The 23,186-nt window shown below is 55.4% G+C and carries 25 protein-coding genes; 17 read left to right on the forward strand and 8 right to left on the reverse strand.

From position 1 onward, the window contains the following. Window positions 1-3: 3 nt before the first annotated feature. From N1689_RS19900 to N1689_RS19910, 3 genes are all read left to right on the forward strand, one after another. Window positions 4-906 carry a divergent polysaccharide deacetylase family protein gene (locus N1689_RS19900; RefSeq protein WP_161732975.1) on the forward strand — a complete coding sequence of 301 codons (903 nt, stop codon included), beginning with the start codon at window positions 4-6 and terminating at the stop codon, window positions 904-906. 103 nt (window positions 907-1,009) lie between these two features. Then, window positions 1,010-2,239: a glycosyltransferase gene (locus N1689_RS19905; RefSeq protein WP_161732973.1), complete on the forward strand. Its 1,230-nt coding sequence runs from the start codon at window positions 1,010-1,012 to the stop codon at window positions 2,237-2,239. Beyond that, window positions 2,232-3,143, forward strand: coding sequence for a hypothetical protein (locus N1689_RS19910; protein ID WP_161732971.1), 912 nt, complete (start codon window positions 2,232-2,234; stop codon window positions 3,141-3,143). Before N1689_RS19905 ends, N1689_RS19910 begins: the two co-directional genes overlap by 8 nt. A 31-nt stretch (window positions 3,144-3,174) precedes the next feature. Here the strand turns inward: N1689_RS19910 and tdh are convergent, their stop codons facing one another. Both tdh and N1689_RS19920 read right to left on the reverse strand, forming a co-directional pair. Beyond that, the gene (gene tdh / locus N1689_RS19915; protein ID WP_161732969.1) at window positions 3,175-4,203 is read right to left on the reverse strand and encodes an L-threonine 3-dehydrogenase; all 1,029 of its coding nucleotides are present in this window, start codon (window positions 4,201-4,203) and stop codon (window positions 3,175-3,177) included. Window positions 4,204-4,213: 10 nt separating this feature from the next. Next, a complete protein-coding gene (locus N1689_RS19920; RefSeq protein ID WP_260060037.1) occupies window positions 4,214-5,410 on the reverse strand; it encodes a glycine C-acetyltransferase in 1,197 nt (398 codons plus the stop codon). 230 nt (window positions 5,411-5,640) lie between these two features. On the opposite strand from N1689_RS19920, the gene rfaD reads away from it, so the two are divergent. The 11 genes from rfaD to coaD all read left to right on the forward strand — a co-directional run bounded on the left by rfaD (window position 5,641) and on the right by coaD (window position 16,907). After that, window positions 5,641-6,573, forward strand: coding sequence for an ADP-glyceromanno-heptose 6-epimerase (gene rfaD, locus N1689_RS19925; RefSeq protein WP_161732967.1), 933 nt, complete (start codon window positions 5,641-5,643; stop codon window positions 6,571-6,573). A gap of 17 nt (window positions 6,574-6,590) precedes the next feature. Next, window positions 6,591-7,646 (forward strand): ADP-heptose--LPS heptosyltransferase RfaF, encoded by a 1,056-nt coding sequence (rfaF, locus tag N1689_RS19930; RefSeq protein ID WP_222924832.1) that lies wholly within the window; start codon window positions 6,591-6,593, stop codon window positions 7,644-7,646. After that, on the forward strand, window positions 7,634-8,611 hold the full coding sequence (gene rfaC / locus N1689_RS19935) for a lipopolysaccharide heptosyltransferase RfaC (RefSeq protein WP_260060017.1): 978 nt from the start codon (window positions 7,634-7,636) through the stop codon (window positions 8,609-8,611). Before rfaF ends, rfaC begins: the two co-directional genes overlap by 13 nt. Further along, on the forward strand, window positions 8,608-9,684 hold the full coding sequence (locus N1689_RS19940; RefSeq protein ID WP_161732961.1) for a glycosyltransferase family 9 protein: 1,077 nt from the start codon (window positions 8,608-8,610) through the stop codon (window positions 9,682-9,684). Before rfaC ends, N1689_RS19940 begins: the two co-directional genes overlap by 4 nt. Window positions 9,685-9,693: 9 nt before the next feature. Then, window positions 9,694-10,698: a glycosyltransferase family 8 protein gene (locus N1689_RS19945; RefSeq protein WP_161732959.1), complete on the forward strand. Its 1,005-nt coding sequence runs from the start codon at window positions 9,694-9,696 to the stop codon at window positions 10,696-10,698. A 327-nt stretch (window positions 10,699-11,025) separates the two neighbouring features. Continuing rightward, window positions 11,026-12,012 carry a glycosyltransferase gene (locus N1689_RS19950; RefSeq protein ID WP_311202151.1) on the forward strand — a complete coding sequence of 329 codons (987 nt, stop codon included), beginning with the start codon at window positions 11,026-11,028 and terminating at the stop codon, window positions 12,010-12,012. Between the two features lie 73 nt (window positions 12,013-12,085). After that, on the forward strand, window positions 12,086-13,162 hold the full coding sequence (gene rfaQ, locus N1689_RS19955) for a putative lipopolysaccharide heptosyltransferase III (protein ID WP_161732955.1): 1,077 nt from the start codon (window positions 12,086-12,088) through the stop codon (window positions 13,160-13,162). Further along, entirely contained in the window at window positions 13,155-14,288 is a 1,134-nt protein-coding gene (locus tag N1689_RS19960) for a glycosyltransferase family 4 protein (RefSeq protein WP_260060018.1), read from the forward strand. Before rfaQ ends, N1689_RS19960 begins: the two co-directional genes overlap by 8 nt. A 92-nt stretch (window positions 14,289-14,380) precedes the next feature. Then, window positions 14,381-15,655 carry a lipid IV(A) 3-deoxy-D-manno-octulosonic acid transferase gene (gene waaA, locus N1689_RS19965; RefSeq protein WP_013359504.1) on the forward strand — a complete coding sequence of 425 codons (1,275 nt, stop codon included), beginning with the start codon at window positions 14,381-14,383 and terminating at the stop codon, window positions 15,653-15,655. After that, a complete protein-coding gene (locus tag N1689_RS19970; RefSeq protein ID WP_253420500.1) occupies window positions 15,655-16,431 on the forward strand; it encodes a glycosyltransferase family 2 protein in 777 nt (258 codons plus the stop codon). The genes waaA and N1689_RS19970 overlap by 1 nt, the downstream gene beginning before the upstream one ends. Continuing rightward, complete coding sequence (coaD, locus tag N1689_RS19975; RefSeq protein WP_161732949.1) at window positions 16,428-16,907, forward strand: pantetheine-phosphate adenylyltransferase; 480 nt, start codon at window positions 16,428-16,430, stop codon at window positions 16,905-16,907. Before N1689_RS19970 ends, coaD begins: the two co-directional genes overlap by 4 nt. Here coaD and mutM read toward each other — a convergent pair. The 4 genes from mutM to radC form a co-directional block, all read right to left on the reverse strand. Beyond that, window positions 16,904-17,713: a bifunctional DNA-formamidopyrimidine glycosylase/DNA-(apurinic or apyrimidinic site) lyase gene (gene mutM, locus N1689_RS19980; protein ID WP_161732947.1), complete on the reverse strand. Its 810-nt coding sequence runs from the start codon at window positions 17,711-17,713 to the stop codon at window positions 16,904-16,906. The two genes, coaD and mutM, sit on opposite strands and share 4 nt — an antisense overlap. A 69-nt stretch (window positions 17,714-17,782) precedes the next feature. Further along, window positions 17,783-17,950 (reverse strand): 50S ribosomal protein L33, encoded by a 168-nt coding sequence (gene rpmG, locus N1689_RS19985; protein WP_001051798.1) that lies wholly within the window; start codon window positions 17,948-17,950, stop codon window positions 17,783-17,785. Window positions 17,951-17,969: 19 nt separating this feature from the next. Further along, entirely contained in the window at window positions 17,970-18,206 is a 237-nt protein-coding gene (rpmB, locus tag N1689_RS19990; RefSeq protein WP_013359508.1) for a 50S ribosomal protein L28, read from the reverse strand. Between the two features lie 241 nt (window positions 18,207-18,447). Beyond that, a complete protein-coding gene (gene radC / locus N1689_RS19995; RefSeq protein WP_161732945.1) occupies window positions 18,448-19,104 on the reverse strand; it encodes a DNA repair protein RadC in 657 nt (218 codons plus the stop codon). 180 nt (window positions 19,105-19,284) lie between these two features. Between radC and coaBC the strand changes: the two genes are divergently transcribed. The 3 genes from coaBC (at window position 19,285) to slmA (ending at window position 21,657) form a co-directional block, all read left to right on the forward strand. Next, window positions 19,285-20,505: a bifunctional phosphopantothenoylcysteine decarboxylase/phosphopantothenate--cysteine ligase CoaBC gene (gene coaBC, locus N1689_RS20000; protein WP_222924828.1), complete on the forward strand. Its 1,221-nt coding sequence runs from the start codon at window positions 19,285-19,287 to the stop codon at window positions 20,503-20,505. After that, on the forward strand, window positions 20,483-20,941 hold the full coding sequence (gene dut, locus N1689_RS20005; RefSeq protein WP_161732941.1) for a dUTP diphosphatase: 459 nt from the start codon (window positions 20,483-20,485) through the stop codon (window positions 20,939-20,941). The genes coaBC and dut overlap by 23 nt, the downstream gene beginning before the upstream one ends. Before the next feature lie 119 nt (window positions 20,942-21,060). After that, on the forward strand, window positions 21,061-21,657 hold the full coding sequence (slmA, locus tag N1689_RS20010; protein WP_010258372.1) for a nucleoid occlusion factor SlmA: 597 nt from the start codon (window positions 21,061-21,063) through the stop codon (window positions 21,655-21,657). A 35-nt stretch (window positions 21,658-21,692) separates the two neighbouring features. Here slmA and pyrE read toward each other — a convergent pair whose 3' ends face one another. Together pyrE and rph are read right to left on the reverse strand one after the other, a co-directional pair. Beyond that, window positions 21,693-22,334 carry an orotate phosphoribosyltransferase gene (pyrE, locus tag N1689_RS20015; RefSeq protein WP_003851333.1) on the reverse strand — a complete coding sequence of 214 codons (642 nt, stop codon included), beginning with the start codon at window positions 22,332-22,334 and terminating at the stop codon, window positions 21,693-21,695. Between the two features lie 49 nt (window positions 22,335-22,383). After that, entirely contained in the window at window positions 22,384-23,100 is a 717-nt protein-coding gene (gene rph, locus N1689_RS20020; protein ID WP_003851334.1) for a ribonuclease PH, read from the reverse strand. Window positions 23,101-23,186: the final 86 nt, after the last annotated feature.

Genomic DNA, 23,186 nt, shown 5'->3' on the forward strand with positions numbered 1-23,186 from the left:
GTTTTGCTGCAACGTCGAAAAATCTCCATTCTGTTGAGCGCCTTACTGTTCAGCTACGCTGCACAGGCTGGCAAACTGGCTATTGTCATCGATGATGTCGGCTATCGCCCTGCCGAAGAGAACAAAGTCCTGCAGATGCCGCAGGCTATTTCAGTAGCGGTCTTGCCCAACGCACCCCATGCGCATGAAATGGCGACTAAAGCACATCAGAGTGGTCATGAAGTACTGATCCATCTGCCGATGGCACCGCTCAGTAAACAGCCGCTGGAAAAAGATACCTTAACGCCAGAGATGAGCAGCGAAGAGGTTACCCGCATCATGCGTAATGCGGTTAACAACGTGCCTTATGCCGTCGGTCTGAATAACCATATGGGCAGCAGAATGACCTCAAGCCTGCCCGGCATGCAGAAAGTGATGCAGGCGCTGAACCACTACAATCTTTACTTCCTGGATAGCATGACCATCGCTAACAGTCAGGCGATACCTGCCGCGCAGGGTACTCAGGTCAGGGTGTTAAAACGTCGGGTCTTTCTTGATGACAGCCAGGATATTAACGCCATCCGCCAGCAGTTCAATCGGGCGGTGAAGCTGGCGCAGCGCGACGGTTATGCGATTGCCATTGGTCATCCCCATCCGACTACCGTTCGGGTGCTGCAACAGATGTTACCCACGCTGCCAGCCGACATAACGCTGGTTCGTCCCAGCCAGCTGTTGAACGAATCACTCCGCAGCGGCTCACCGACGCCAGTGGCTCCGCCAAAACCGGTACCACCACGCTTCCAGCCTGCCAGCCTGTGTAAAGTGAAACAGCCACTGGCACCGGTTCCGGCGACCCGAGCCTTAGCCGTAATCGCTGAAAGTGTGAATCACAGCCCACTGTTTACCACGCTAAAAAATCTGTTCTGATTTGCTATGAATGCTAAGTCTCCGGCTTAGCGTTCATTTATACGCAGAAATTACTATAATCCAGGGTCGGACAATAACGGGCTGTGCGGAAACAGTGATAGGGATGACGATAAATAAACAAAAAATCCTGCTGCTGGATAACGGCAGAGAGTGGGGTGGCGGCACCAACAGTATGCTGGAGCTGCTGAAACGTATCGATCGTCAAAAATTTGATATCACCTGTTGCTTCTACCACAACTACAGCCGTGGTAACGACGAAACCATTGAGGCCACGCTAAATGCGCTGGCCATTCCGGTCTTTTTTATTCCGCAAATCAAACAGCCACGCTGGGCTAAATTTGTTAAAGAAGCCGTGCGCGCGCTGCTGTTTTTCAATAAAAAGCTCAAGAAGCGCGCTATTGATGAGATTGATACGCGCTGGCGAATTATGCCCAATGCCAGCAAAATCAATTCACTGCTACAGTTGGGTAATTTCGACACGCTCTACATGAATAACCAGCCCAGCACCAATGTGGAAGGTTATCTGGCCGCGCGCAGCCTTGACGTTGCAGTGGTTCAACACTGCCGTATCGATCCGGTTCTGGAACCGCGGCTGGTGAGCATGGTGAATCAGGATTGCCAGGCTGTGATTGCCGTATCGCAGGGCGTCAGGAATACCCTGCGTCGTCATGGTATCGATGCAGAACGCTGTTTTACCGTCAGTAATGCTATCGACGTTCACCAGACTCTGCCCGACCGCCTTGAAGTCCGCCAGCGTTTTAAACTCTCCCCTTCGACCTTTGTATTTGGCACTATCGGCTCCCTGATATTGCGCAAATCTAATCACCATATCCTGCAGGCGCTGGGCCGTTTTAAACGCGCCAATCCCGATGCAGACTGGCGGATGGTGATTGTCGGCGCGGGTCCGGAACTTCAGCATCTGCTGCAGCTTGCTACAGCAGAGAACATCCAGCATCACGTGATTTTTACGGGCTTTCAGAATAATGCTCTCGATTACCTCACGGCTTTTGATGCGTTTATTCTGGCCTCACGCAGTGAAGGTTTACCCCGGGTTGTGCTGGAGGCGATGCTGGTGAATACCGCCGTTGTGGGATCCCGTGTGGTCGGCACTGCCGAATTGATCAGTCATGACGTAACCGGACTGCTGTTTGATTACGGCAACGTGGTACAACTGACCCAGCACCTGACCGCACTGTGGCAGGATACGGAATTGCGTCAACGCCTGACCAATGCGGCAGCGAAACGCGTACGTGAACAGTACGCCATTGAAACTTATATCAGCGGCGTCGAGAATATTCTGCAAAGCGTCGTCAAAAAGAAACCTCATGCTTAATTTTTTAAATCCCCGTTACCGCCATATCAGGGCGCGCCATAACCTGCCTTATTCGCAAAAAGAGGTTCAGGGCACTGTACCGGTCACGTCTGTCGTGATCCCCTGCACAGGCGCGGACTATATTGAAGAAGCCCTGCTCAGTGCCGATTTTGCGGCACGTTTCGCGACGGGGACAAAAGAGGTCGTGATTGTCAGCGATCAGCCAGCGCACGCCTTTGGCAGCCTGCCGGCTAAAACCCGCGTGGCGACGCTGGATGTTCCGAATCGGGAAGAAAATTATCGCTATAAGCAAATCTATCGCAGTCGTTTGATCAAGTTGCAGGCGCCTTTACAGGCAGAAGGCGACGGTATTCTGATGATCGATTCCGACCTCAATCTGCTTAAGATGCCGCAGATCATGATGAAGCCAGGCCATCTCTATTCCAGCTTTCGTCAGGGGAAAATGATTGCCAAGCTGGACGGTGCGCCGGAAGCAGCGATCCCCGCCTACTATCCGCACAGTATCCGGCCTTATCTGGTGGACCATGTGAATGGCGCTTACCTGGCTGCCACCCGTGAAGTCTGGCAGCGCATTTCGCCGCTGTGGCTGACGCTGTTTAATGATACCTGGAATTTAATGAACGACAGCCAGCCGCCTACTGACCAGTTGCCGCTCGCAGTGTTGCTCGACATGCTGGATATTAAAACCGTCAATCTGGGGGAATGGGCTAACTGGCCGGTCTCAAAAAAAATCGGCGGTCAGTCGGCAGTCATCCCGCCGGATGTGGTTGGGGCGCATGGCGGATTCCCGTTGTCGGAATGGCAAAAATACCTGGCCGACCCGCAGCAGCCGCTGAACTTTAAAGGTCAGGATTACACGCGCAAAGTGCGCTACCTGACCGACGAAGAGAAGAAGCAAAGCTAATCAGGCGGCCGCCACGTCGGCGGCCGTTGCTTTAATCCCAGCTCAGTATCACTTTCCCCGAGCGTCCTGAACGCATCTCATCGAAGCCCTGCTGGAAATCGTCGATACCGTAGCGATGCGTAATGACCGGCGTTAAATCGAGGCCGGACTGAATCAGCGCCGCCATTTTGTACCAGGTTTCAAACATCTCACGGCCATAGATGCCTTTGATGAAAAGCCCCTTAAAGATCACCTGGTTCCAGTCAATTGCCATTTCACCCGGCGGAATCCCCAGCAGCGCGATACGCCCACCGTGATTCATCACCTCCAGCAATGAACGGAAAGCAGGAGGTGCGCCCGACATCTCCATCCCGACATCAAATCCTTCCGTCATACCCAGCGCATGCATCACTTCCCGCAGGTCTTCATTCGCCACATTGACCGCGCGCGTGACGCCCATTTTCCGCGCCAGTGCCAGGCGATACTCATTGATGTCAGTAATTACCACGTTGCGCGCGCCGACATGCCGACAGACCGCGGCGGCCATGATGCCGATAGGACCCGCGCCGGAGATCAGCACATCCTCGCCGACCAGATCGAACGAGAGTGCGGTGTGCACTGCATTGCCGAACGGATCAAAGATTGCCGCCAGTTCATCGGAAATGTTGTCGGGAATTTTAAATGCATTAAAGGCGGGGATGACCAGATACTCCGCAAAGCAGCCCTGACGGTTAACGCCCACGCCCATCGTGTTGCGGCATAAATGAGTGCGTCCGGCGCGGCAGTTGCGGCAGTGTCCACAGGTAATGTGCCCTTCGCCCGAAACCCGGTCTCCAATCGTAAAGCCTTTCACTTCCTGTCCAATCGCGACCACCTCACCCACATACTCATGCCCGACAATCATCGGCACCGGAATGGTTTTGCGCGACCAGTCATCCCAGTTGTAGATATGGACATCGGTGCCGCAGATGGCGGTTTTACGAATCTTAATCAGCAGATCGTTGTGACCCGGCTCCGGAACCGGGGCATCAGTCACCATCCAGATGCCCGCTTCCTTCTTCAGTTTGGCGAGTGCTTTCATGACGGACTCCTCAGGCGATGACGCCCAGTTGTTTGCCGATGCGGGTAAAGGCCGCCACCGCACGTTCCAGTTGCTGCTGGGTGTGCGCCGCAGAGATCTGGGTGCGGATGCGTGCCTGACCTTTTGGCACCACCGGATAGAAGAAGCCGGTCACGTAGATGCCTTCCTGTTGCAGCTGGCGGGCAAACTCCTGGGCGACGCTGGCTTCACCCAGCATCACCGGGATAATGGCGTGATCGGCACCGGCCAGCGTAAAGCCCGCCGCCGTCATCTGCTCACGGAAGTAACGGGCGTTGTCCCACAAACGCTGACGCAGTCCGTCGCCTTCACTGAGCAGATCCAGCACCCGCAGCGAGGCAGCCACGATGGCTGGCGCCAGCGAGTTAGAGAATAGATAGGGACGGGAACGCTGGCGTAACCACTCCACGACTTCGGCTTTTGCTGCGGTATAGCCACCGGACGCGCCACCCAGCGCTTTACCCAGCGTGCCGGTAATGATGTCGACCCGGCCCATGACGCCGCAATATTCATGGGTACCGCGTCCGGTGTTCCCGACAAAGCCCACCGCATGGGAATCATCCACCATCACCAGCGCGGAGAATTCATCAGCCAGATCGCAAATGGCAGACAGATTCGCAATCACCCCATCCATTGAGAAGACGCCATCGGTGGCAATCAGAATATGTCGGGCACCTTTATCGCGTGCTTCCTGCAAACAGGCACGCAACTGCGCCATATCGTTATTGCCGTAGCGATAACGCTGCGCTTTGCACAGCCGGACGCCGTCGATAATTGAGGCATGATTCAGCGCATCCGAGATAACGGCATCCTGCGCATCGAGCAGGGTTTCAAACAGGCCACCGTTTGCATCGAAACAGGAGGAGTAGAGAATGGCATCCTCCATGCCGACAAACTCTGCCAGCCGCTTTTCCAGCTGCTTATGGCTGTCCTGCGTGCCGCAGATAAAGCGTACTGACGCCATGCCGAAACCATGCGAATCCATCCCCTCTTTCGCCGCCTGAATCAGCGCCGGATGGTTCGCTAAACCTAAGTAGTTATTGGCGCAGAAGTTAATCACTGCCGGCTCGCTGCCAACCGCGATCTCCGTCTGCTGCGCAGAGGTAATGATCCGCTCCTGTTTAAACAGTCCTTCCTGACGTGCATCATCAAGTTGCTGACGAAGTTGTTGATAAAATTGCGCAGGCATCATTGCTCTCCTCAGATGGCAAAAATCTGGCATATCTTACTGAACAGGCCGCTTCTTCACGATAAATCGCCCAACAGAATGTCATTTTTGCAGCATAGTTCACGCCGCGACGATGTACGCACAACGCGTTACAGAGTCATCTGGCTGTCTGCACTCTGATGAAATGTTATGATGTGAGGTATTCGTGTGTGAAACCTCCTGTTTCACCCCACAACGTTGAAGGTAACAACATGATTATCGTAACTGGCGGCGCAGGAATGATTGGCAGCAACATCGTCAAAGCGCTGAACGATCGCGGTCACACCGACATTCTGGTGGTGGATAATCTGAAGGATGGCACCAAGTTTGCCAATTTAGTCGACCTGGATATCGTCGATTACATGGACAAAGAAGAGTTCCTGATGAGCGTGATCGCAGGCGACGATTTAGGCCCGATCGAAGCGGTCTTCCATCAGGGCGCCTGCTCCTCCACCACTGAGTGGGATGGCAAGTACATGATGGAGAACAACTATCAGTACTCCAAAGAGCTGCTGCATTTCTGTCTTGAGCGCGAGATCCCGTTCCTTTACGCCTCTTCCGCAGCCACCTACGGCGGACGCAACGAGAGTTTCATCGAAGAGCGTCAGTATGAGCAGCCGCTGAATGTCTATGGCTACTCCAAGATGTTGTTCGACCACTACGTCCGCCAGATGCTGCCGGAAGCGAACTCGCCGGTGTGCGGCTTCCGCTATTTCAACGTCTACGGACCGCGCGAAGGCCACAAAGGCAGCATGGCCAGCGTTGCTTTCCATCTGAACACACAGATCAGCAACGATGAAAATCCAAAATTGTTTGAAGGCAGCGATGGCTTTAAGCGTGATTTCATTCACGTTGATGACGTGGCAGAAGTGAACCTGTGGTGCTGGGAAAATGGCGTCTCCGGGATTTATAACTGTGGTACAGGCCGCGCCGAATCCTTCCAGGAAGTGGCTGATGCGGTTCTGAAATTCCATCAGAAAGGTCAGATCGAGTACATCCCGTTCCCGGAGAAACTCAAAGGACGCTACCAGGCCTATACGCAGGCCGATCTCACTAAATTGCGTGCTGCCGGTTACGACAAGCCATTTAAAACGGTGGCGCAGGGCGTCGCTGAATATATGGTCTGGCTGAACCGCAACGCATAAAGGAAGCTGCTCCGGCGATGAAAATTCTGGTAATCGGCCCGTCGTGGGTCGGCGATATGATGATGTCGCAAAGTCTCTATCGCACACTCAAGGCCGAACATCCGGATGCAGTGATTGATGTGATGGCACCCGCGTGGTGCCGTCCATTACTGTCACGCATGCCGGAGGTAAATCAGGCGCTGGCGATGCCGCTCGGGCATGGCGCACTGGAGATTGGTGAGCGTCGCCGGCTGGGAAAAGTACTGCGCGCCAGTCACTACGACCGTGCTTATGTGCTGCCTAACTCCTTTAAGTCGGCACTGGTCCCCTTCTTTGCCGGAATAAAACGCCGCGTCGGCTGGCGCGGTGAAATGCGCTATGGCCTGCTGAACGATTTGCGGGTGCTGGATAAAGCCGCGTTTCCACTCATGGTTGAGCGCTACGTTGCGCTGGGCTATGACACCCCTGTTGCCTCGGCGGCGCAGCTGCCACAGCCGCTGTTGTGGCCAAAACTGCAGGTTGAAGAGCAGGAAAAGATTGAGACCGCCGCACAGTTTCAGCTCGCGGCGACCCGTCCGATCATCGGTTTTTGTCCGGGCGCTGAATTTGGCCCCGCCAAGCGCTGGCCGCACTATCACTACGCCACGCTGGCCCGTCAGCTGATTGCTGACGGCTTCCAGATTGTGCTGTTTGGCTCCGCCAAAGATCGCCCGACCGGCGACGAGATTATTGCTACGCTGCCCGAAGAGGCGCGTGGCCACTGTCGTAATCTGGCCGGTGAAACCCAGCTGGAACAGGCAGTGATTCTGCTGGCGCAATGCCGCGCCGTGGTCAGCAACGACTCCGGCCTGATGCATATCGCTGCGGCGCTGGACCGTCCGCTGGTGGCACTCTATGGGCCGAGCAGCCCTGACTTTACGCCGCCGCTGGCGCGTCAGGCACGTATTATTCGCCTGATTACCGGCTATCACAAAGTGCGAAAAGGCGATGCCGGACAGGGCTATCACCAGAGCCTGATCGATATTCAGCCTGAGCGCGTACATCAGACGCTGAGCGAACTGCTCGCGCCACAGGAGGTGCCATGCACGTCCTGATTGTTAAAACCTCTTCAATGGGTGATGTGCTGCATTCACTGCCGGCACTGACCGATGCGATGCATGCTATCCCCGGCATCCGTTTCGACTGGGTGGTGGAAGAGAACTTCGCGCAGATCCCTGGCTGGCATCCTGCGGTCGATAAAGTGCTACCGGTCGCAATCCGCCGCTGGCGCAAACACTGGTTTGGCAGTCAGCAGCGTGAAGAGCGTGTGCTGTTTAAGCGCGCGTTACAGTCGCGTGAGTACGACGTCGTCATTGATGCGCAGGGGCTAATCAAAAGTGCCGCACTGGTTACCCGCTTATCGAAAGGGGTGAAGCATGGGCAGGACAGCCGCAGCGCGCGTGAGCCGTTTGCCAGCTGGTGGTATGACGTCCGCCATGAAATCAGTAAGCACCAACATGCGGTTGAGCGGACGCGCGAACTGTTCGCTAAAAGCCTGGGCTATGAAAAACCGCAAAACCAGGGTGACTACGCGATTGCCGGACACTTTCTGCATCATCTGCCCGCTGACGCACATCATTACCTGGTCTTTCTGCATGCCACGACGCGTGACAACAAGCACTGGCCGGAATCACACTGGCGAGAGCTGATTGAGCAGATGCAGCCCAGCGGGCTGCGGGTGAAATTGCCCTGGGGGGCTGAACATGAGCATCAGCGTGCGCAGCGCCTTGCAGAAGGATTTGAGCATGTCGATGTACTGCCTAAGCTGATGCTGGAAGCGATAGCACAACAGCTGGCGGGCGCACAGGCGGTGGTCTCAGTGGATACCGGATTAAGCCATCTGACGGCGGCACTGGATCGCCCCAACCTCACGCTGTATGGTCCGACCGATCCCGGATTGATTGGCGGTTACGGGCAGAACCAACAGGCACTGAGCGCCCCGAATCATAATCTGGCGGAGCTGACTGCTGACACGGTGGCAGAGAAACTGCGTGCCGTTATTACGGAAAACATGCCATGAACTATGTGCTGATCTACCTGCTGTTGCTGCCTTTCCGGGCCATAATGCGGCTGTTTTATCGGCCAACGGGACGCAGCCTGATCATTCAGACGGCGAAGATTGGTGATTTCATCAATATCACCCCGATGCTGCGTGCGCTGGGTCAGTCTGAGCTGCTGATCAGCAAAGCAGTGGAGCCGCTGGCGCGTCACGATGACACGGTCAGCCGCTATTTCCTGATTGAAGAGGCGAAGCGCAGCTTTTTTGCCAAACTGAAGCTCGCGTTCACGCTGATGAATCGCTATGACAACGTCTATCTGGTGCAGCCAAACAGCGTAAACCTGTTCTTTGCCGCGTTATGCAACGCACCGAACAAGCAGTTTCTGCGCACCTATGTGCGTAAGTCCTACCATAAGACCTTCTATCGCAGCGCCAGCGGTATTGTCGACCACACCAAAACGGATTTAACGCTCGACAGCTACCTGAAGCTGATTAATCGGGACTACCGCTACACCGATTTCCCCAAGCATGCGACCTCACCGCTCTGGCAGCCGCCTGCGCCGCCCGCCGCGCTGCTTAATCCGCGCAGCGGCATTAAAATTGGCATCAGTATTTCTGCCGGTAATCGGGCTAAAACCATTCCTGCCAGCATCTGGCAGCAGCTGATGGCGTCGCTGGCTGACCTGCCCTGCACCTTTTATGTGTTTGGCCCACCGGCTGAGCAGCCGTGGCTGGATGAGTTACTGAGCCTGACCGGCCCGAAAGAGAATATCGTCAGTCTGATTGGTGAGCTAAAACTGGAAGAGGTTCCGTGGGCCATTGCACAGATGGATTTCTACATCTCCTCTGACTCTGGCAATGCTTATATTGCGGATGCGCAGCAGATACCGGTGATCATGCTTTATGGCCCGTGTGAAGTCCGGGAACAGCGTCCGGTCAATAACGTTTTGTTTATCGGACCGGATAATATTGCTGCGTCGACGTTCGTTTTTGCCACCCGTTTTCAGTTTGATCAGCCTGCTGAAAAATTATTCGGGCTGGATCACGATAAACTGACTAGAATACAAACGTTTATTACTCATAATCTGGAATAGTGAAGCGTAATGGCAATTACCCCTCTTGCTGAGGCCGTTCAGCAAAGTCAGCTGCTGGTTAACACGCTTGCTGACACGGATGATAATCCGGTTCATGTTGCGTTTGGCATCAACTACGCCTACGCGCGTGGCCTGGGCATTACGTTGTTTTCACTTCTCAGCCATCATCCTGATACCGCTTTCCACGCTCATGTTTTTTCAGACTCGCTTTGCGAAGAGGATGTGGAAAAACTGCGATCGCTGGCCACGGGCCATCGTCTGGCGATCACGCTGCATATCTTTAACCGTGCCTGGGTTGATCAGTTGCCTGCTGTGGGCCGCTATCCTAAAAGCATCCACTACCGCTTTCTGATCCCTGAAACTGTGGCAAGCTATAGCGATCGGGTGATCTATATTGATGCGGATACCCTGGTGGTGGGCGATTACTCTCCTCTGTTCGCCCTGGATATCACGGATTATACGCTGGCGGCCTGTAACGACACACCACGGGCGCGGCAGAACCAGTGCGCAAGGCTGGGACTGAAGCATCACCACTATTTTAACTCCGGCTTTATGCTGATCAATATTCCACGCTGGCTCGAAAGGCAGACCACCGCGCGCATTACCGACGTGCTGGTGACGCGAGGCGCAGCGTTTGGTTTCCCGGATCAGGATGCGCTGAATATTGTGCTGGAGAGTGAGATTCTGATCCTGCCGGACCGCTATAACCATATTTACGACATCATCGCCAATAAAGTCTGGGATCACTCGGGCGTGCCTGAAGAGACGGTGATGATTCACTACACCGGTAAATGCAAACCCTGGCATGCATGGGCTGGCAGCGATCTTTCCGAGCGCTACTATAGCTATTACCAGCGCTCACCCTGGGCTTCACAACCGCTTGATACGCCAAAACATTATAAAGAGATGAAGCGATTCGCCCGCGTAAAATGGCATCAGAAACAGTATGGCGAAAGCCTGAACTGGATGATGAAGTATGTCAGTCTCAAGTTTTTTAAAAAGAGCGAGCAGTAGCGCGCTCAGGTTTATCAGATTGATGCGGGCGCTGTTATTTCAGCGCCTGACTTTCCCGTCATTTATCCCGCTGGCTGTTTGCCATGACCTCTGTAATAACGACGCTGACAGCAGGCCGACATAATAATCTGTTTACCTGCACGACCACGTTGCGTAAAAAAAGCGCATATATCGCATTATTACTGGCGGACGTGGTTTTTAGTAAAGCAGGAAAGCCACACCGTCTTATAATCGTGAACTTCCTGATTCCACTCTGCTGATTTGGAAATGATTTATGACGAGGCAACGCCCTTTCGCAATGGATTCAACGCGGGTGCAGATAGCGTGATGAGTACTTCTCCTTTGCTGAGTATCATTACGCCGATGTTCAATGCGGGCAGCATGTTTGATGAGTTCATGCAGTCACTGCTGGCGCAGACGCTGACCTCGCTGGAGATCATCATTGTCGATGACGGTTCAACCGATGGCTCAGGTGAGCGCGCTGACCAGTATGCACAGCAGCACTCTCATATTCGTGTGATTCATCAGGAAAACGGCGGCGTGTCGCGCGCCCGTAACGCTGGTCTGGCGATAGCCCACGGGAAATATGTCACCTTTCCGGATGCAGATGACACCATGCAGCCCGATATGTATCAGACGCTGGTGACGATGGCAGAAGCGGACAATCTGGATGCTGCCCAGTGCAACGCCGAGTGGTTCTTTAAACACAGTCAGCGGGTAAAACCGCTGATTCCGCTGGATCGCCTGCGCAGCACACCGGTACTGAGCGGTGCCGACTGGCTCAATACCGCGCTGAAAACGCATCGTTATATGCATGTGGTCTGGCTGGGCATCTATCGCCGGGAACTGATTGAGCAGCATCACTTACAGTTTGAGCCGGGCCTGCATCATCAGGATATTCCCTGGACCACCGAGTTTATGCTGCTGGCAAAACGCGTGCGGTATACTGAAGCAGTGCTCTATCGCTACTATATGCACGATGCTTCAATCAGCAACCGCAAACGTACCGGCGAGCGTAACGTTGAATATCAGCGTCACTACCTGAAGATTGCGCGGCTGCTTGAAGAGCTTAACACCCGCTATCGTGACCGCGTGAAAATCTACCCGTCGTTTCACTATCAGGTAACCCATGAAGCGCTGAGCGTTTGTCACAGTGTGAGGCGTGAGCCTGATGCCCGCGCACGTCAGGCGATCATTGCCGATCTGTTCACGACCGGGACGCACCTGCGCATGCTACGGAATGCCCGGGGAATTAAGCAGTGGTATCAGCTGCTGTTATGGCTGGCACGGCTCTATCGCTGGCGTGATAAATAACCTTTGAGGCTGGCTTTATCCTAAAAAGGGTTTGCCCTACAATCGGTTCACTGAATTCTGAGAACTCTTGTTTATGGCCAGCCTGACTCCAGCAAACATCTCTCCAAAAAATATATTACTGATTAAGCTGCGCCACCATGGTGACATGCTGCTCACAACGCCCGCCATTAATGCGCTTCGTCAGCGTTACCCGCAGGCCAGCATCGACGTATTGCTCTATCAGGAAACGCGTCCGATGCTGGAAGCGCATCCGGCCATCCGCCATTTGCACGTCATCGATCGCAAATGGAAACAGGAGGGAACCTGGCGCAAGCTGGGCCATGAGCGTGCATTGATTCGCGCCGTACGTGACGCGCATTATGATCTGGTGATTAACCTGGCCGATCAGTGGCGCGCGGCCCTGATTACGCGGTTGTCCGGGGCACCCGTCCGTATCGGTTTTGCGTTCAAAAAACGCGATAACGCCCTGTGGCGCTGGTGCCACAACCGACTGGTCCCCACACACAATCACAGCAAACTGCATACCGTTGAACAGAACATGTCGGCGCTGGCCCCCCTCGGCATCAGCAGCGATGGCGCACGTGTCTCCATGCACTACAGCGACGCTGATCGGCAAATCGTGCTGGCCCGACTGGCAGAACATCATATTGCCGCGCCCTATATTGTGGTGCAGCCGACTTCGCGCTGGGGCTTTAAATGCTGGGAAGAAGAGAGCGTTGCGGCCACACTTGAGCAGCTGGCGCAACCGGGCCGCAAAGTGGTGCTGACCGCCGGGCCGGACAAACAGGAGCTGGCAATGATTAACCGCATTCGCGCGCGCTGTGCGTCGCCTGACGTGGTTTCGCTGGCGGGTCAGTTCACGCTACCGCAGCTGGCGGCATTGATCGATCATGCCCGACTGTTTATTGGTGTCGACTCTGCGCCAATGCATATGGCTGCCGCGCTTGAAACACCCTGTATCGCACTTTTTGGTCCGACCAAGCTACAGCACTGGCGGCCCTGGGGTGATAACAATCATGTTATCTGGGCGGGTGATTATGGCCCGCTGCCCTCACCCGATTCCATCGACACCAAAACTGACCAGCGTTATCTCTCGGCCATTCCGGTAAAGGATGTGGTCGCGGCAGCGAGGAGCTACCTGAATGAGTAAGTTACGGCTGGCGATTGTCCGGCAGAAATATCGTCCGGATGGCGGTGCTGAACGTTTTATCTCACGCGCCCTGGAAGCGCTGGGCAGCGAAAGGCTCGATCTCAACATCATTACCCGCAGCTGGCAGGGCACGCCCAATCCAGACTGGCATCTGCATATCTGTAATCCGGCAAAGCTGGGCCGGGTCTCACGTGAGCGCGGTTTTGCCCGGGCAGCACGCGCCTGCTGGGAGCGCGAAAAGTTCGATATTGTACAAAGCCATGAGCGCATCGCCGGCTGTGACATTTTCCGTGCGGGTGATGGCGTGCATCGCGTGTGGCTGGAACAGCGCGCCCGCATCGTCTCATCATCGCAACGGCTGAGTGCTGTGCTCAGTCCTTACCATCGCTATGTTCTGCAGGCGGAAGCGGAGATGTTTAACTCTCCAACGCTGAAAGCGGTGATCTGTAATTCAGAGATGGTTAAGCGCGATATCCTGCGCTGTTTCTCGCTCGACGCCGGAAAAATCCACGTTATTCATAATGCTATCGACGCCAGCCGTTTCCAGCCCGCCACGGAAGCTGCACGTCGCGCCACCCGTCAGCAGCTGGCGCTGCCCGATGCCGCTACCGTACTGATTTATGTCGGCTCCGGCTTTGAACGCAAGGGGTTGAAAGCGGCGATACAGGCGCTGGCTGCCAGCGATCGTTATCTGATTGTGGTGGGTCAGGATAAACAATTACAACGTTACCAGCAGCTGGCAAACCAGCTTCACTGCCTGGACCGCCTGCGCTTTGTCGGCGTACAGCAGGATGTGCAGCCGTTCTATCACGCGGCGGATGGCCTGCTGCTGCCCACGCTCTATGATCCCTTTCCGAATGTGGTGCTGGAGGCAATGGCCTGCGGTTTACCAGTAATCACCAGCACCGGTTGCGGTGGCGCGGAATTTATTACCGCTGGTCAGGAGGGCTTCGTCTGTGATGCCCTGGATATCGATGGATTGAATCAGGCGGTTAATGCAATACCGCCGCTTTCTGTCGATTCACGAATGGGTGACGCAGCGCGGCGCAAAATTGAACCTTATGGTCCACAACAGCTGGCGCAGGCGCTGACTTCGCTTTATCAGCAGGTACTGAGTAGCAACTGACAATCCGGGATGAGTGCATGCGGGGTTTCTGATAACATGCCGCCATCTCATTTTAATCTGTTTTTAGACGCGAACCTGCCGTAACGGTAACTATGACGACCATTTACACCGCATTGCTCTACTTCATTCAGCCACTGATCTGGCTGCGCCTGTGGCTGCGCGGTCGTAAAGCGCCTGCCTATCGCAAACGCTGGGCAGAACGCTATGGCTATTGTGTCGGCAAAGTGAAGCCCGACGGCATTGTGCTGCACTCGGTTTCTGTGGGTGAAACGCTGGCCGCGATTCCGCTGGTGCGCGCACTGCGTCATCGTTACCCCACCCTGCCGATTACCGTCACGACCATGACGCCGACCGGCTCTGAGCGGGCGCAATCTGCTTTTGGCAAAGATGTGCATCACGTCTATCTGCCTTATGATCTGCCAGGTTCGATTAATCGTTTTCTGGATACGGTTAATCCACGGCTGGTGATCATCATGGAAACGGAGCTGTGGCCAAATATTATCCGCATTCTGCACCAGCGTAACATTCCGTTGGTGATCGCCAATGCCCGCCTCTCGGCCCGCTCCGCCAAAGGCTATCGCAAGCTGGGGAAATTCATGCGCCAGCTGTTGCAGAGCATCACGCTGATTGCGGCACAGAATACGGAAGATGGCGACCGCTTCCTGAGTCTGGGCCTGAAACGTTCACAGCTGGCGATTACCGGCAGCCTGAAGTTTGATATTTCTGTGACGCCAGAGCTGGCCGCCAGAGCGGTAACGCTGCGTCGCCAGTGGGCGCCGCGTCGCCCGGTGTGGATCGCCACCAGCACGCACGAAGGCGAAGAGGCCATCGTGCTGGATACCCATCGTCGCCTGCTGCAGACGTTTCCGGATCTGCTGCTGATTCTGGTTCCCCGCCATCCTGAACGCTTTAACGATGCGCGCGAACTGACGCAGGAACGCGGCTTCAGCTTTATCCTGCGCAGCAGCGGTGAGATCCCTTCGGGTTCCACGCAGGTGGTCATCGGCGACTCAATGGGTGAACTGATGCTGCTTTACGGCATCGCCGATCTGGCGTTTGTCGGCGGCAGCCTGGTTGAGCGGGGCGGACATAACCCGCTGGAACCCGCTGCCCATGCGCTTCCGGTGCTGATGGGGCCTCACATCTGGAACTTCAAAGATATCTGCAGTAAGTTGCAGGAAGGCCAGGGTCTGATTACCGTCACCGACGTAATTTCACTGGAAAAAGAGGTCACCAACCTGTTACAGGATGATGATTATCGCCGTTATTACGGACGCCATGCGGTAGACGTACTGCACCAGAACCAGGGTGCGCTTCAGCGTCTGCTACAGTTACTCGAACCGCATCTGCCACCACGGGCCCACTAATGTCAGCACGCCAGCGTCTTTCCGTGGTAATGATCGCCAAAAATGAAGCGGAGCTGTTACCGGATTGTCTGGCCTCAGTCAGCTGGGCCGACGAAATTATTGTGCTGGATTCTGGCAGCAGTGACGACACTGTTGAGATCGCCACGCAGGCCGGGGCGCAGGTCTATCGCAGTGATGACTGGCAAGGCTATGGCATTCAGCGCCAGCGTGCGCAGCACTATGCCACCGGCGATATGATTCTGATGATCGATGCGGATGAGCGCGTTTCACCCGAACTGCGCGCCGCGATTGAGCAGGTTCTGGTCGCCCCACCCAGCCGCACGATTTACAGCCTGGGCCGCAGTAATCTGTTCCTCGGCCGCTTTATGCGCCACAGTGGCTGGTATCCTGACCGCGTGATGCGCCTCTATCCACGCACCTTCCGTTACAATGACAATCTGGTGCATGAATCACTGCAGAGTGACGGTGCGCCGGTGGTGGCGTTGCCTGGCGATCTGGAACATCTGACCTGCCGCGATTTAATCGCCTTTCAGCGTAAGCAACTGGCCTATGCAGAAGCCTGGGCCACGGAACGTCATCAGCGCGGTAAGCGTTGCGGCCTCTTTTCTGTGTTCAGCCATACGCTGGGCGCGTTTGTGAAAACGTTGCTGCTGCGTGCCGGTTTTCTCGACGGCAAACAGGGCTGGATTCTGGCGGTAGTCAACGCGCAATATACCTTCAATAAATATTCAGCCCTCTGGGCGCTGAATCACGCTTCGGCAAAAGGGCGAGTATGACCACTAAAGCCATCTATCCCGGTACGTTTGATCCTGTAACGCTCGGTCATCTCGACATCGTGACGCGGGCAGCGCAGATGTTTGATCAGCTGATTCTGGCCATTGCTGCCAGCCCCAGTAAAAAACCGATGTTCAGCCTGGATGAACGCGTGGCGCTGGCCGGTCAGGTGGTTGCCCATCTGCCGAACGTTGAGGTGGTCGGCTTCAGCGACCTGATGGCGAATTTCGCCCGTGACCAGCAGGCGAATGTGCTGGTCCGTGGCTTGCGTGCGGTGTCAGACTTTGAATATGAAATGCAGCTGGCGCAGATGAATCGTCACCTGCTGCCCACGCTGGAGAGTGTCTTCCTGATGCCGTCTGAAGGCTTCTCGTTCATCTCCTCTTCGCTGGTCAAAGAGGTGGCGCGTCACGGCGGCGATGTTTCCGCCTTTCTGCCCGCGCCGGTGCATCAGGCACTGCTGGCTAAACTGGCTTAATGCTGGCAGCTCGGGCACCAGTAGGTGCTGCGCTGCCCATGCCTGCCGCTGACAATCGGCGTACCGCATGCCCGGCAGGGTTCACCTGCCCGGCCATAAACCTGCAGTTGCTGGGCAAAATAGCCAGGCTTGCCGTCGGTCTGTAAGAAGTCGCGCAGCGTAGTACCGCCCTGCTCAATTGAACGTAACAGCACCGCTTTAATAGTGTTGACCAGCAGCTCCGCTTCAGCCTGCGACAGACTTACTGCGGCACGATCGGGAAGGATCCCGGCGGTAAACAGTGACTCGCTGGCGTAAATGTTGCCCACGCCCACCACCACTTTGTTATCCATCAGCCATTGCTTGATGAGCGTCCGCTTGCCGCGTGACTTATCGAACAGGTAAGCCCCGTCAAATGCCTCGCTGAGCGGCTCCGGCCCGAGATGTGCCAGCACGCTGCTGCCCGCCAGATCGCTGCTCCAGAGCCAGGCACCAAAGCGACGCGGGTCGGTGTAGCGCAGTACTTTGCCGTTGCTCATCACTAAATCAACATGGTCATGCTTCGCTGCTGGCAGCTCTTCTGACAGCACGCGCAGGCTGCCCGACATGCCAAGGTGGATAATGATCCAGCCATGCGGCAGTTCCAGCAGCAGATATTTTGCCCGACGCTGCACGCTGAGCACCGGCTGATCGCTCAGCGCCAGGATCTCCTGCGAAACAGGCCAGCGCAGACGTGAATTACGCACCACGGCGTGAAGAATGGTTTCACCAACCAAATGCGGCTCGATACCGCGGCGGCTGGTCTCAACCTCTGGCAACTCTGGCATACCCTCTCCTCAGCGTTTTACACAAACAAAAAACCCGGCCGGAGCCGGGTTTTTAGCAGAACACTAAAATTACTTAATTTTAGCTTCTTTGTAGATCACATGCTGACGTACAACCGGATCGAACTTTTTCAGTTCCAGCTTCTCTGGTTTAGTACGTTTGTTCTTCGTGGTGGTATAGAAGTGACCTGTACCAGCAGAGGAAACCAGCTTGATCTTCTCACGAATACCTTTAGCCATGATTCAGTTCCTTAGTACCTTAGTACTTCTCACCACGGGCACGCATGTCGGATAAAACCGTATCAATGCCCTTTTTATCAATAATGCGCATACCTTTAACAGATACACGCAGAGTAACGAAGCGCTTCTCGCTCTCAACCCAAAAACGGTGTGAGTGCAGGTTCGGAAGGAAACGGCGTTTCGTCGCGTTCATTGCGTGGGAACGGTTGTTACCCGTTACCGGACGCTTTCCAGTTACCTGGCAGACTCGTGACATGTCTATATCTCCAAAAATCAAATCAGCTCGAGCTTTAAAAATTAGGTTTTGGCCGCCTCGTCAGGCTTGCAGCCCGCCAGGCGAGTTCCATGGAACCCGCTAAGCTGGCCTAACCGCCAAACCCGAGATTCTCAAAGGTGGCGTAGTATACGCCGCTCAGCCCAAGTGCTCAAGTCCCGAACAGATAAAGATCCCGAATGATCGGGCAAAAAGCCGCCACCTGGCGTGAAATTTCCCGCTGTCAGAGCCATCCCCGCTCCGCAAAGGAGACATATTCGCCATGACCAATCACCAGATGATCGAGCAGACGGATGTCGAGTAGCTGACAGGCTTCGCTGACTTTATGGGTTACTTCACGGTCTGCACGGCTCGGCTCCGCCATGCCCGACGGGTGATTATGCGCCAGTATCAGGGCGGCGGCATTGAGCTTCAGCGCTTCCCGGACAATCTCGCGGGGGTGAACTTCCACGCTGTTAATGGAACCCGAGAACATATTTTGTGCACGCAGCACCCGATGCTGATTATCCAGAAACAGTGCCATAAAGATCTCACGCTCCTGATGGGCTAACAGACTTTGCAGATACTGGCGCGTGATTTGTGGATTTTCCATGACGCTTTCGCGCGCCAGCTTACTGGCGAAAAAGCGCTTCGCCAGTTCGGCAATCGCGTGCAGTTGCGCCAGCTTGGCATCGCCGACACCTTTAATTTTGCAAAATGCCGCTTTGTCTGACGTCATGAGCTGATAAAGCGAGCCAAATCCCTCCAGCATCTGCCCGGCCAGTTCAAGGACGTTCTGCCCCGGCGAGCCAGTGCGGAGAAAGATGGCCAGCAGTTCGGTATCGCTGAGCGAATGCGCGCCCAGTTTCTGCAGTTTTTCCCGTGGTCCCTTGATTTTCATCTTTGCTCTCCCTGAGATGAACCTCAGAGTGGCCCATCCTGAAGCATGCCGCTATCAGTGGCGTATCAATCTTCGAGACGGCTCGCAAACGCAGTTGGTGAAAAGGCGCATCCACGCTTTTGTGATAAAGTCCGTGCATTCGCCGCCGCGAGCGGCAGAGAGCTTAGTGAGGCCAACATCATGATGGGATTAGCCGGCAAAAAAATTCTTCTTGGCGTAAGTGGCGGTATTGCCGCTTATAAAGCACCTGAGCTGGTACGTCGCCTGCGCGATCGCGGCGCTGATGTTCGCGTAATGATGACGGAGGGGGCAAAGGCCTTTATTACTCCGCTCAGCCTGCAGGCCGTCTCCGGCTATCCGGTGTTTGACGATCTGCTTGATCCGGCAGCGGAAGCCGCAATGGGTCATATTGAACTGGCAAAGTGGGCCGACCTGATTGTACTGGCACCGGCCACTGCCGACCTGATTGCCCGTATAGCTGCCGGTATGGCAAACGATCTGGTGACCACTGCTGTATTAGCGACGGCCTCACCCGTGGCGGTGGTGCCCGCTATGAATCAGCAGATGTATCGTGCGGCGGTGACCCGGCATAATCTGCAGACGCTGCATGAGCGTGGCGTGCTGATCTGGGGGCCAGACAGCGGCAGCCAGGCCTGCGGCGACGTCGGGCCGGGCCGGATGCTTGATCCGCTGGCGATTGTTGACCATGCGGTGCAGTGGGCTGCACCCGTCAACGATCTGCAACATCTCAACATTATGATAACCGCCGGTCCGACACGTGAGGCGCTGGATCCGGTGCGCTACATCACGAATCACAGCTCCGGCAAAATGGGTTTTGCGATTGCCGCTGCCGCTGCCAGACGCGGCGCACAGGTCACGCTGGTCAGTGGTCCGGTCAGCCTGGCGGCACCAGCGGGTGTGCAACGCGTTGACGTTACCAGCGCGCTGGAGATGCAGGCCGCCGTCATGAGCGAGATAGCTAAACAACATATTTTCATTGCAAGCGCAGCCGTGGCAGACTACCGGGCAGCCGATATTGCGACCGATAAAATCAAGAAACAGGGCGGCGATGATAACGTCACGCTGAACCTGGTAAAGAATCCCGATATTGTTGCCGGGGTCGCCGCACTTCAGGAAAACCGGCCATTTGTGGTTGGATTTGCTGCTGAAACACAGAATGTGGAAGAATACGCCCGGCAAAAACGGGTGCGCAAGAATCTGGACCTGATCTGCGCTAACGATGTCGCTAAAGCCGGACAGGGATTTAATAGCGACACCAATGCTCTTCACCTTTTTTGGCAGGATGGAGAAAAACGCTTACCGCTCAGCGATAAGTCTCTCCTTGGCCAACAATTAATAGACGAGATTGTCAGCCGTTATGATGAAAAAAATAGACGTTAAAATCCTGGACCCGCGCGTCGGCAAAGAGTTTCCACTGCCGACCTACGCGACTTCAGGTTCCGCTGGGTTAGATTTACGCGCCTGCATTGATGATGTTCTCGACATCGCACCAGGCACCACAACGCTGGTCCCGACCGGCCTGGCGATTCATATTGCCGACCCCGATCTGGCCGCTGTGATCCTGCCGCGCTCAGGTCTTGGCCATAAACACGGCATCGTGCTGGGCAACCTGGTCGGGCTGATTGACTCCGACTATCAGGGACAGCTGATGGTCTCGGTCTGGAATCGCGGCCAGGAAAGTTTCTCTCTGCAACCCGGCGATCGCATGGCACAACTGGTCTTTGTACCGGTGGTACAGGCGGAATTTAACCTGGTCGACGATTTCGACGCCAGCCTGCGCGGCGAAGGCGGCTTCGGCCATTCAGGTCGCCAGTAACCCGCATTACCGACTTTCACTTACGCCCGTTATTTTTCCTCATCGCCATGGGACGCGTTCCTGTGGCAGATGCGTAGGTGTTGCCTGTTTTTAGGTGAATTTCAGGGGTCTTTAAGGTCATGGCAGAAAAAAAAGTCGCGAAGCGAAACCGTCGCGAAGAGATTTTGCAGGCGCTGGCACAGATGCTGGAGTCGGGTGATGGCAGTCAGCGCATTACCACCGCCAAACTGGCAGCCACGGTAGGCGTTTCCGAAGCGGCGTTGTATCGTCACTTCCCCAGTAAGACACGCATGTTCGATAGCCTGATTGAGTTTATCGAAGACAGTCTGATTACCCGCATCAATCTGATCCTCAAAGATGAAAAAGAGACCATGACGCGTCTGCGTCTGATCGTGCAACTGATTCTGGGATTTGGTGAGCGTAATCCGGGACTGACGCGCATCCTGACCGGCCATGCATTGATGTTTGAGCAGGACCGACTGCAGGGACGCATCAATCAGCTATTTGAGCGGATTGAAGTGCAGCTGCGACAGGTGATGCGGGAACGGAAAATGCGCGAGGGCGAAGCCTTTCAGGCTGATGAGGCGCTGCTGGCAAGCCAGCTGCTGGCATTCTGTGAAGGTTTACTGTCGCGCTATGTCCGTTCTGAGTTTCGTTTCAGTCCTACCGCAGACTTTGAGGCTCGCTGGCCGCTGATTGCCGCGCAGCTGGCGTAAAGCGTAAAAGAAGGCGGGCATTGCGCCCGCCTCTGTTAAATCCCGTACGCTTTCTGATAGGCACGAACCTGAGCCAGATGATCGGCCATCTCCGGCTTCTCTTCCAGCCAGCTAATCAGATCGGCCAGTGTGATAATCGCGGTCACTTTGCAGCCGTAATCACGTTCCACTTCCTGAATCGCCGACATTTCTCCGCGTCCACGCTCCTGACGATCAAGCGAGACCAGCACGCCTGCCAGAGTAGCGTTGTGCGCGCCGATAATATCCATCGACTCACGAATTGCGGTGCCTGCGGTGATCACATCGTCCACCAGCATCACTTTGCCCTGCAGCGGACTGCCCACCAGCAGGCCACCTTCGCCGTGATCTTTGGCTTCTTTGCGGTTGAAGCAGTAAGGCACATCGCGGTCATGATGATCCGCCAGCGCCACCGCCGTGGTGGTCGCAATCGGAATGCCTTTATAGGCCGGACCGAACAGCAGATCGAAGTCGACAGCGCCATCCACCAGCGCCTGCGCGTAGAAGCGTCCCAGCAGCGCTAAATCCCGTCCGCTGTTGAACAGACCGGCATTAAAGAAATAGGGGCTTTTACGCCCTGACTTCAAAGTGAACTCACCGAACTTCAGCACCTGCTTGTTCAGGGCGAATTCAATAAACTGACGCTGCCAGGCTTTCATTTCTCACTCCTCAAATAAAGAAAAGGCGACCCTGAGGTCGCCTGTTACATCAATTTTCCAGCGCTGCTTTCTGCGCCTGAATCAATTCCTCAATGCCGCCGCGTGCCAGCGCCAGTAACGTCAGCAGCTCTTCATGGCTGAACGGTTCGCCCTCGGCAGTGCCCTGCACCTCGATCATGCGACCATCTTCCATCATCACGACGTTCATGTCGGTTTCTGCCGCGGAGTCCTCAACGTACTCCAGATCGCACAGTGCTTCGCCTTTAACGATACCTACTGAAATCGCCGCGACCATGCCCTTCATCGGATTGGCTTTCAGCTTGCCGCTGGCTACCAGCTTGTTCAGCGCATCAGCCAGCGCCACGCAGGCACCGGTGATTGAGGCGGTGCGAGTGCCGCCATCGGCCTGAATTACGTCACAGTCGAGCGTAATGGTAAATTCACCCAGCGCTTTAAGATCAACCGCGGCGCGCAGTGAACGGGCGATCAGACGCTGAATCTCCAGCGTACGTCCGCCCTGCTTGCCTTTTGCAGCTTCACGCGCCATACGGCTGTGGGTCGAACGCGGCAGCATGCCATATTCAGCCGTGACCCAGCCCTGGCCCTGGCCTTTGAGGAAACGCGGAACCCCTTCGTCTACGGAGGCAGTGCAAAGCACTTTCGTTTCGCCGAATTCCACCAGAACGGAACCCTCTGCGTGTTTGGTGTAATTGCGGGTCAATGTGACTGGACGCACCTGTTGTGCGCTACGGCCTGCTGGACGCATGGGTATTCTCCGGCTTGCTAATGATTGGCTGCGCATTATACGGACTTCCTTGCCCGCTGTCTCTTGCGCCGGTCTGACGCAGGCAT

Origin of the sequence: Pantoea sp. XY16 (genome assembly GCF_025153065.1) — a bacterium.
In the GTDB taxonomy this organism is placed as follows: Bacteria; Pseudomonadota; Gammaproteobacteria; order Enterobacterales; family Enterobacteriaceae; genus Pantoea; species Pantoea alfalfae.

Coding starts and splice junctions, on each gene's coding strand:
- rph (WP_003851334.1), bottom strand. CDS start 23,100: ATGCGTCCAGCAGGCCGTAGCGCACAACAGGTGCGTCCAGTCACATTG.
- slmA (WP_010258372.1), top strand. CDS start 21,061: ATGGCAGAAAAAAAAGTCGCGAAGCGAAACCGTCGCGAAGAGATTTTG.
- rpmB (WP_013359508.1), bottom strand. CDS start 18,206: ATGTCACGAGTCTGCCAGGTAACTGGAAAGCGTCCGGTAACGGGTAAC.
- N1689_RS19945 (WP_161732959.1), top strand. CDS start 9,694: ATGGCAATTACCCCTCTTGCTGAGGCCGTTCAGCAAAGTCAGCTGCTG.
- dut (WP_161732941.1), top strand. CDS start 20,483: ATGATGAAAAAAATAGACGTTAAAATCCTGGACCCGCGCGTCGGCAAA.
- coaBC (WP_222924828.1), top strand. CDS start 19,285: ATGATGGGATTAGCCGGCAAAAAAATTCTTCTTGGCGTAAGTGGCGGT.
- tdh (WP_161732969.1), bottom strand. CDS start 4,203: ATGAAAGCACTCGCCAAACTGAAGAAGGAAGCGGGCATCTGGATGGTG.
- N1689_RS19905 (WP_161732973.1), top strand. CDS start 1,010: ATGACGATAAATAAACAAAAAATCCTGCTGCTGGATAACGGCAGAGAG.
- coaD (WP_161732949.1), top strand. CDS start 16,428: ATGACCACTAAAGCCATCTATCCCGGTACGTTTGATCCTGTAACGCTC.
- rpmG (WP_001051798.1), bottom strand. CDS start 17,950: ATGGCTAAAGGTATTCGTGAGAAGATCAAGCTGGTTTCCTCTGCTGGT.
- mutM (WP_161732947.1), bottom strand. CDS start 17,713: ATGCCAGAGTTGCCAGAGGTTGAGACCAGCCGCCGCGGTATCGAGCCG.
- N1689_RS19910 (WP_161732971.1), top strand. CDS start 2,232: ATGCTTAATTTTTTAAATCCCCGTTACCGCCATATCAGGGCGCGCCAT.
- N1689_RS19920 (WP_260060037.1), bottom strand. CDS start 5,410: ATGCCTGCGCAATTTTATCAACAACTTCGTCAGCAACTTGATGATGCA.
- N1689_RS19950 (WP_311202151.1), top strand. CDS start 11,026: ATGAGTACTTCTCCTTTGCTGAGTATCATTACGCCGATGTTCAATGCG.
- waaA (WP_013359504.1), top strand. CDS start 14,381: ATGACGACCATTTACACCGCATTGCTCTACTTCATTCAGCCACTGATC.
- radC (WP_161732945.1), bottom strand. CDS start 19,104: ATGAAAATCAAGGGACCACGGGAAAAACTGCAGAAACTGGGCGCGCAT.
- N1689_RS19960 (WP_260060018.1), top strand. CDS start 13,155: ATGAGTAAGTTACGGCTGGCGATTGTCCGGCAGAAATATCGTCCGGAT.
- rfaC (WP_260060017.1), top strand. CDS start 7,634: ATGCACGTCCTGATTGTTAAAACCTCTTCAATGGGTGATGTGCTGCAT.
- rfaD (WP_161732967.1), top strand. CDS start 5,641: ATGATTATCGTAACTGGCGGCGCAGGAATGATTGGCAGCAACATCGTC.
- rfaF (WP_222924832.1), top strand. CDS start 6,591: ATGAAAATTCTGGTAATCGGCCCGTCGTGGGTCGGCGATATGATGATG.
- N1689_RS19970 (WP_253420500.1), top strand. CDS start 15,655: ATGTCAGCACGCCAGCGTCTTTCCGTGGTAATGATCGCCAAAAATGAA.
- rfaQ (WP_161732955.1), top strand. CDS start 12,086: ATGGCCAGCCTGACTCCAGCAAACATCTCTCCAAAAAATATATTACTG.
- N1689_RS19940 (WP_161732961.1), top strand. CDS start 8,608: ATGAACTATGTGCTGATCTACCTGCTGTTGCTGCCTTTCCGGGCCATA.
- pyrE (WP_003851333.1), bottom strand. CDS start 22,334: ATGAAAGCCTGGCAGCGTCAGTTTATTGAATTCGCCCTGAACAAGCAG.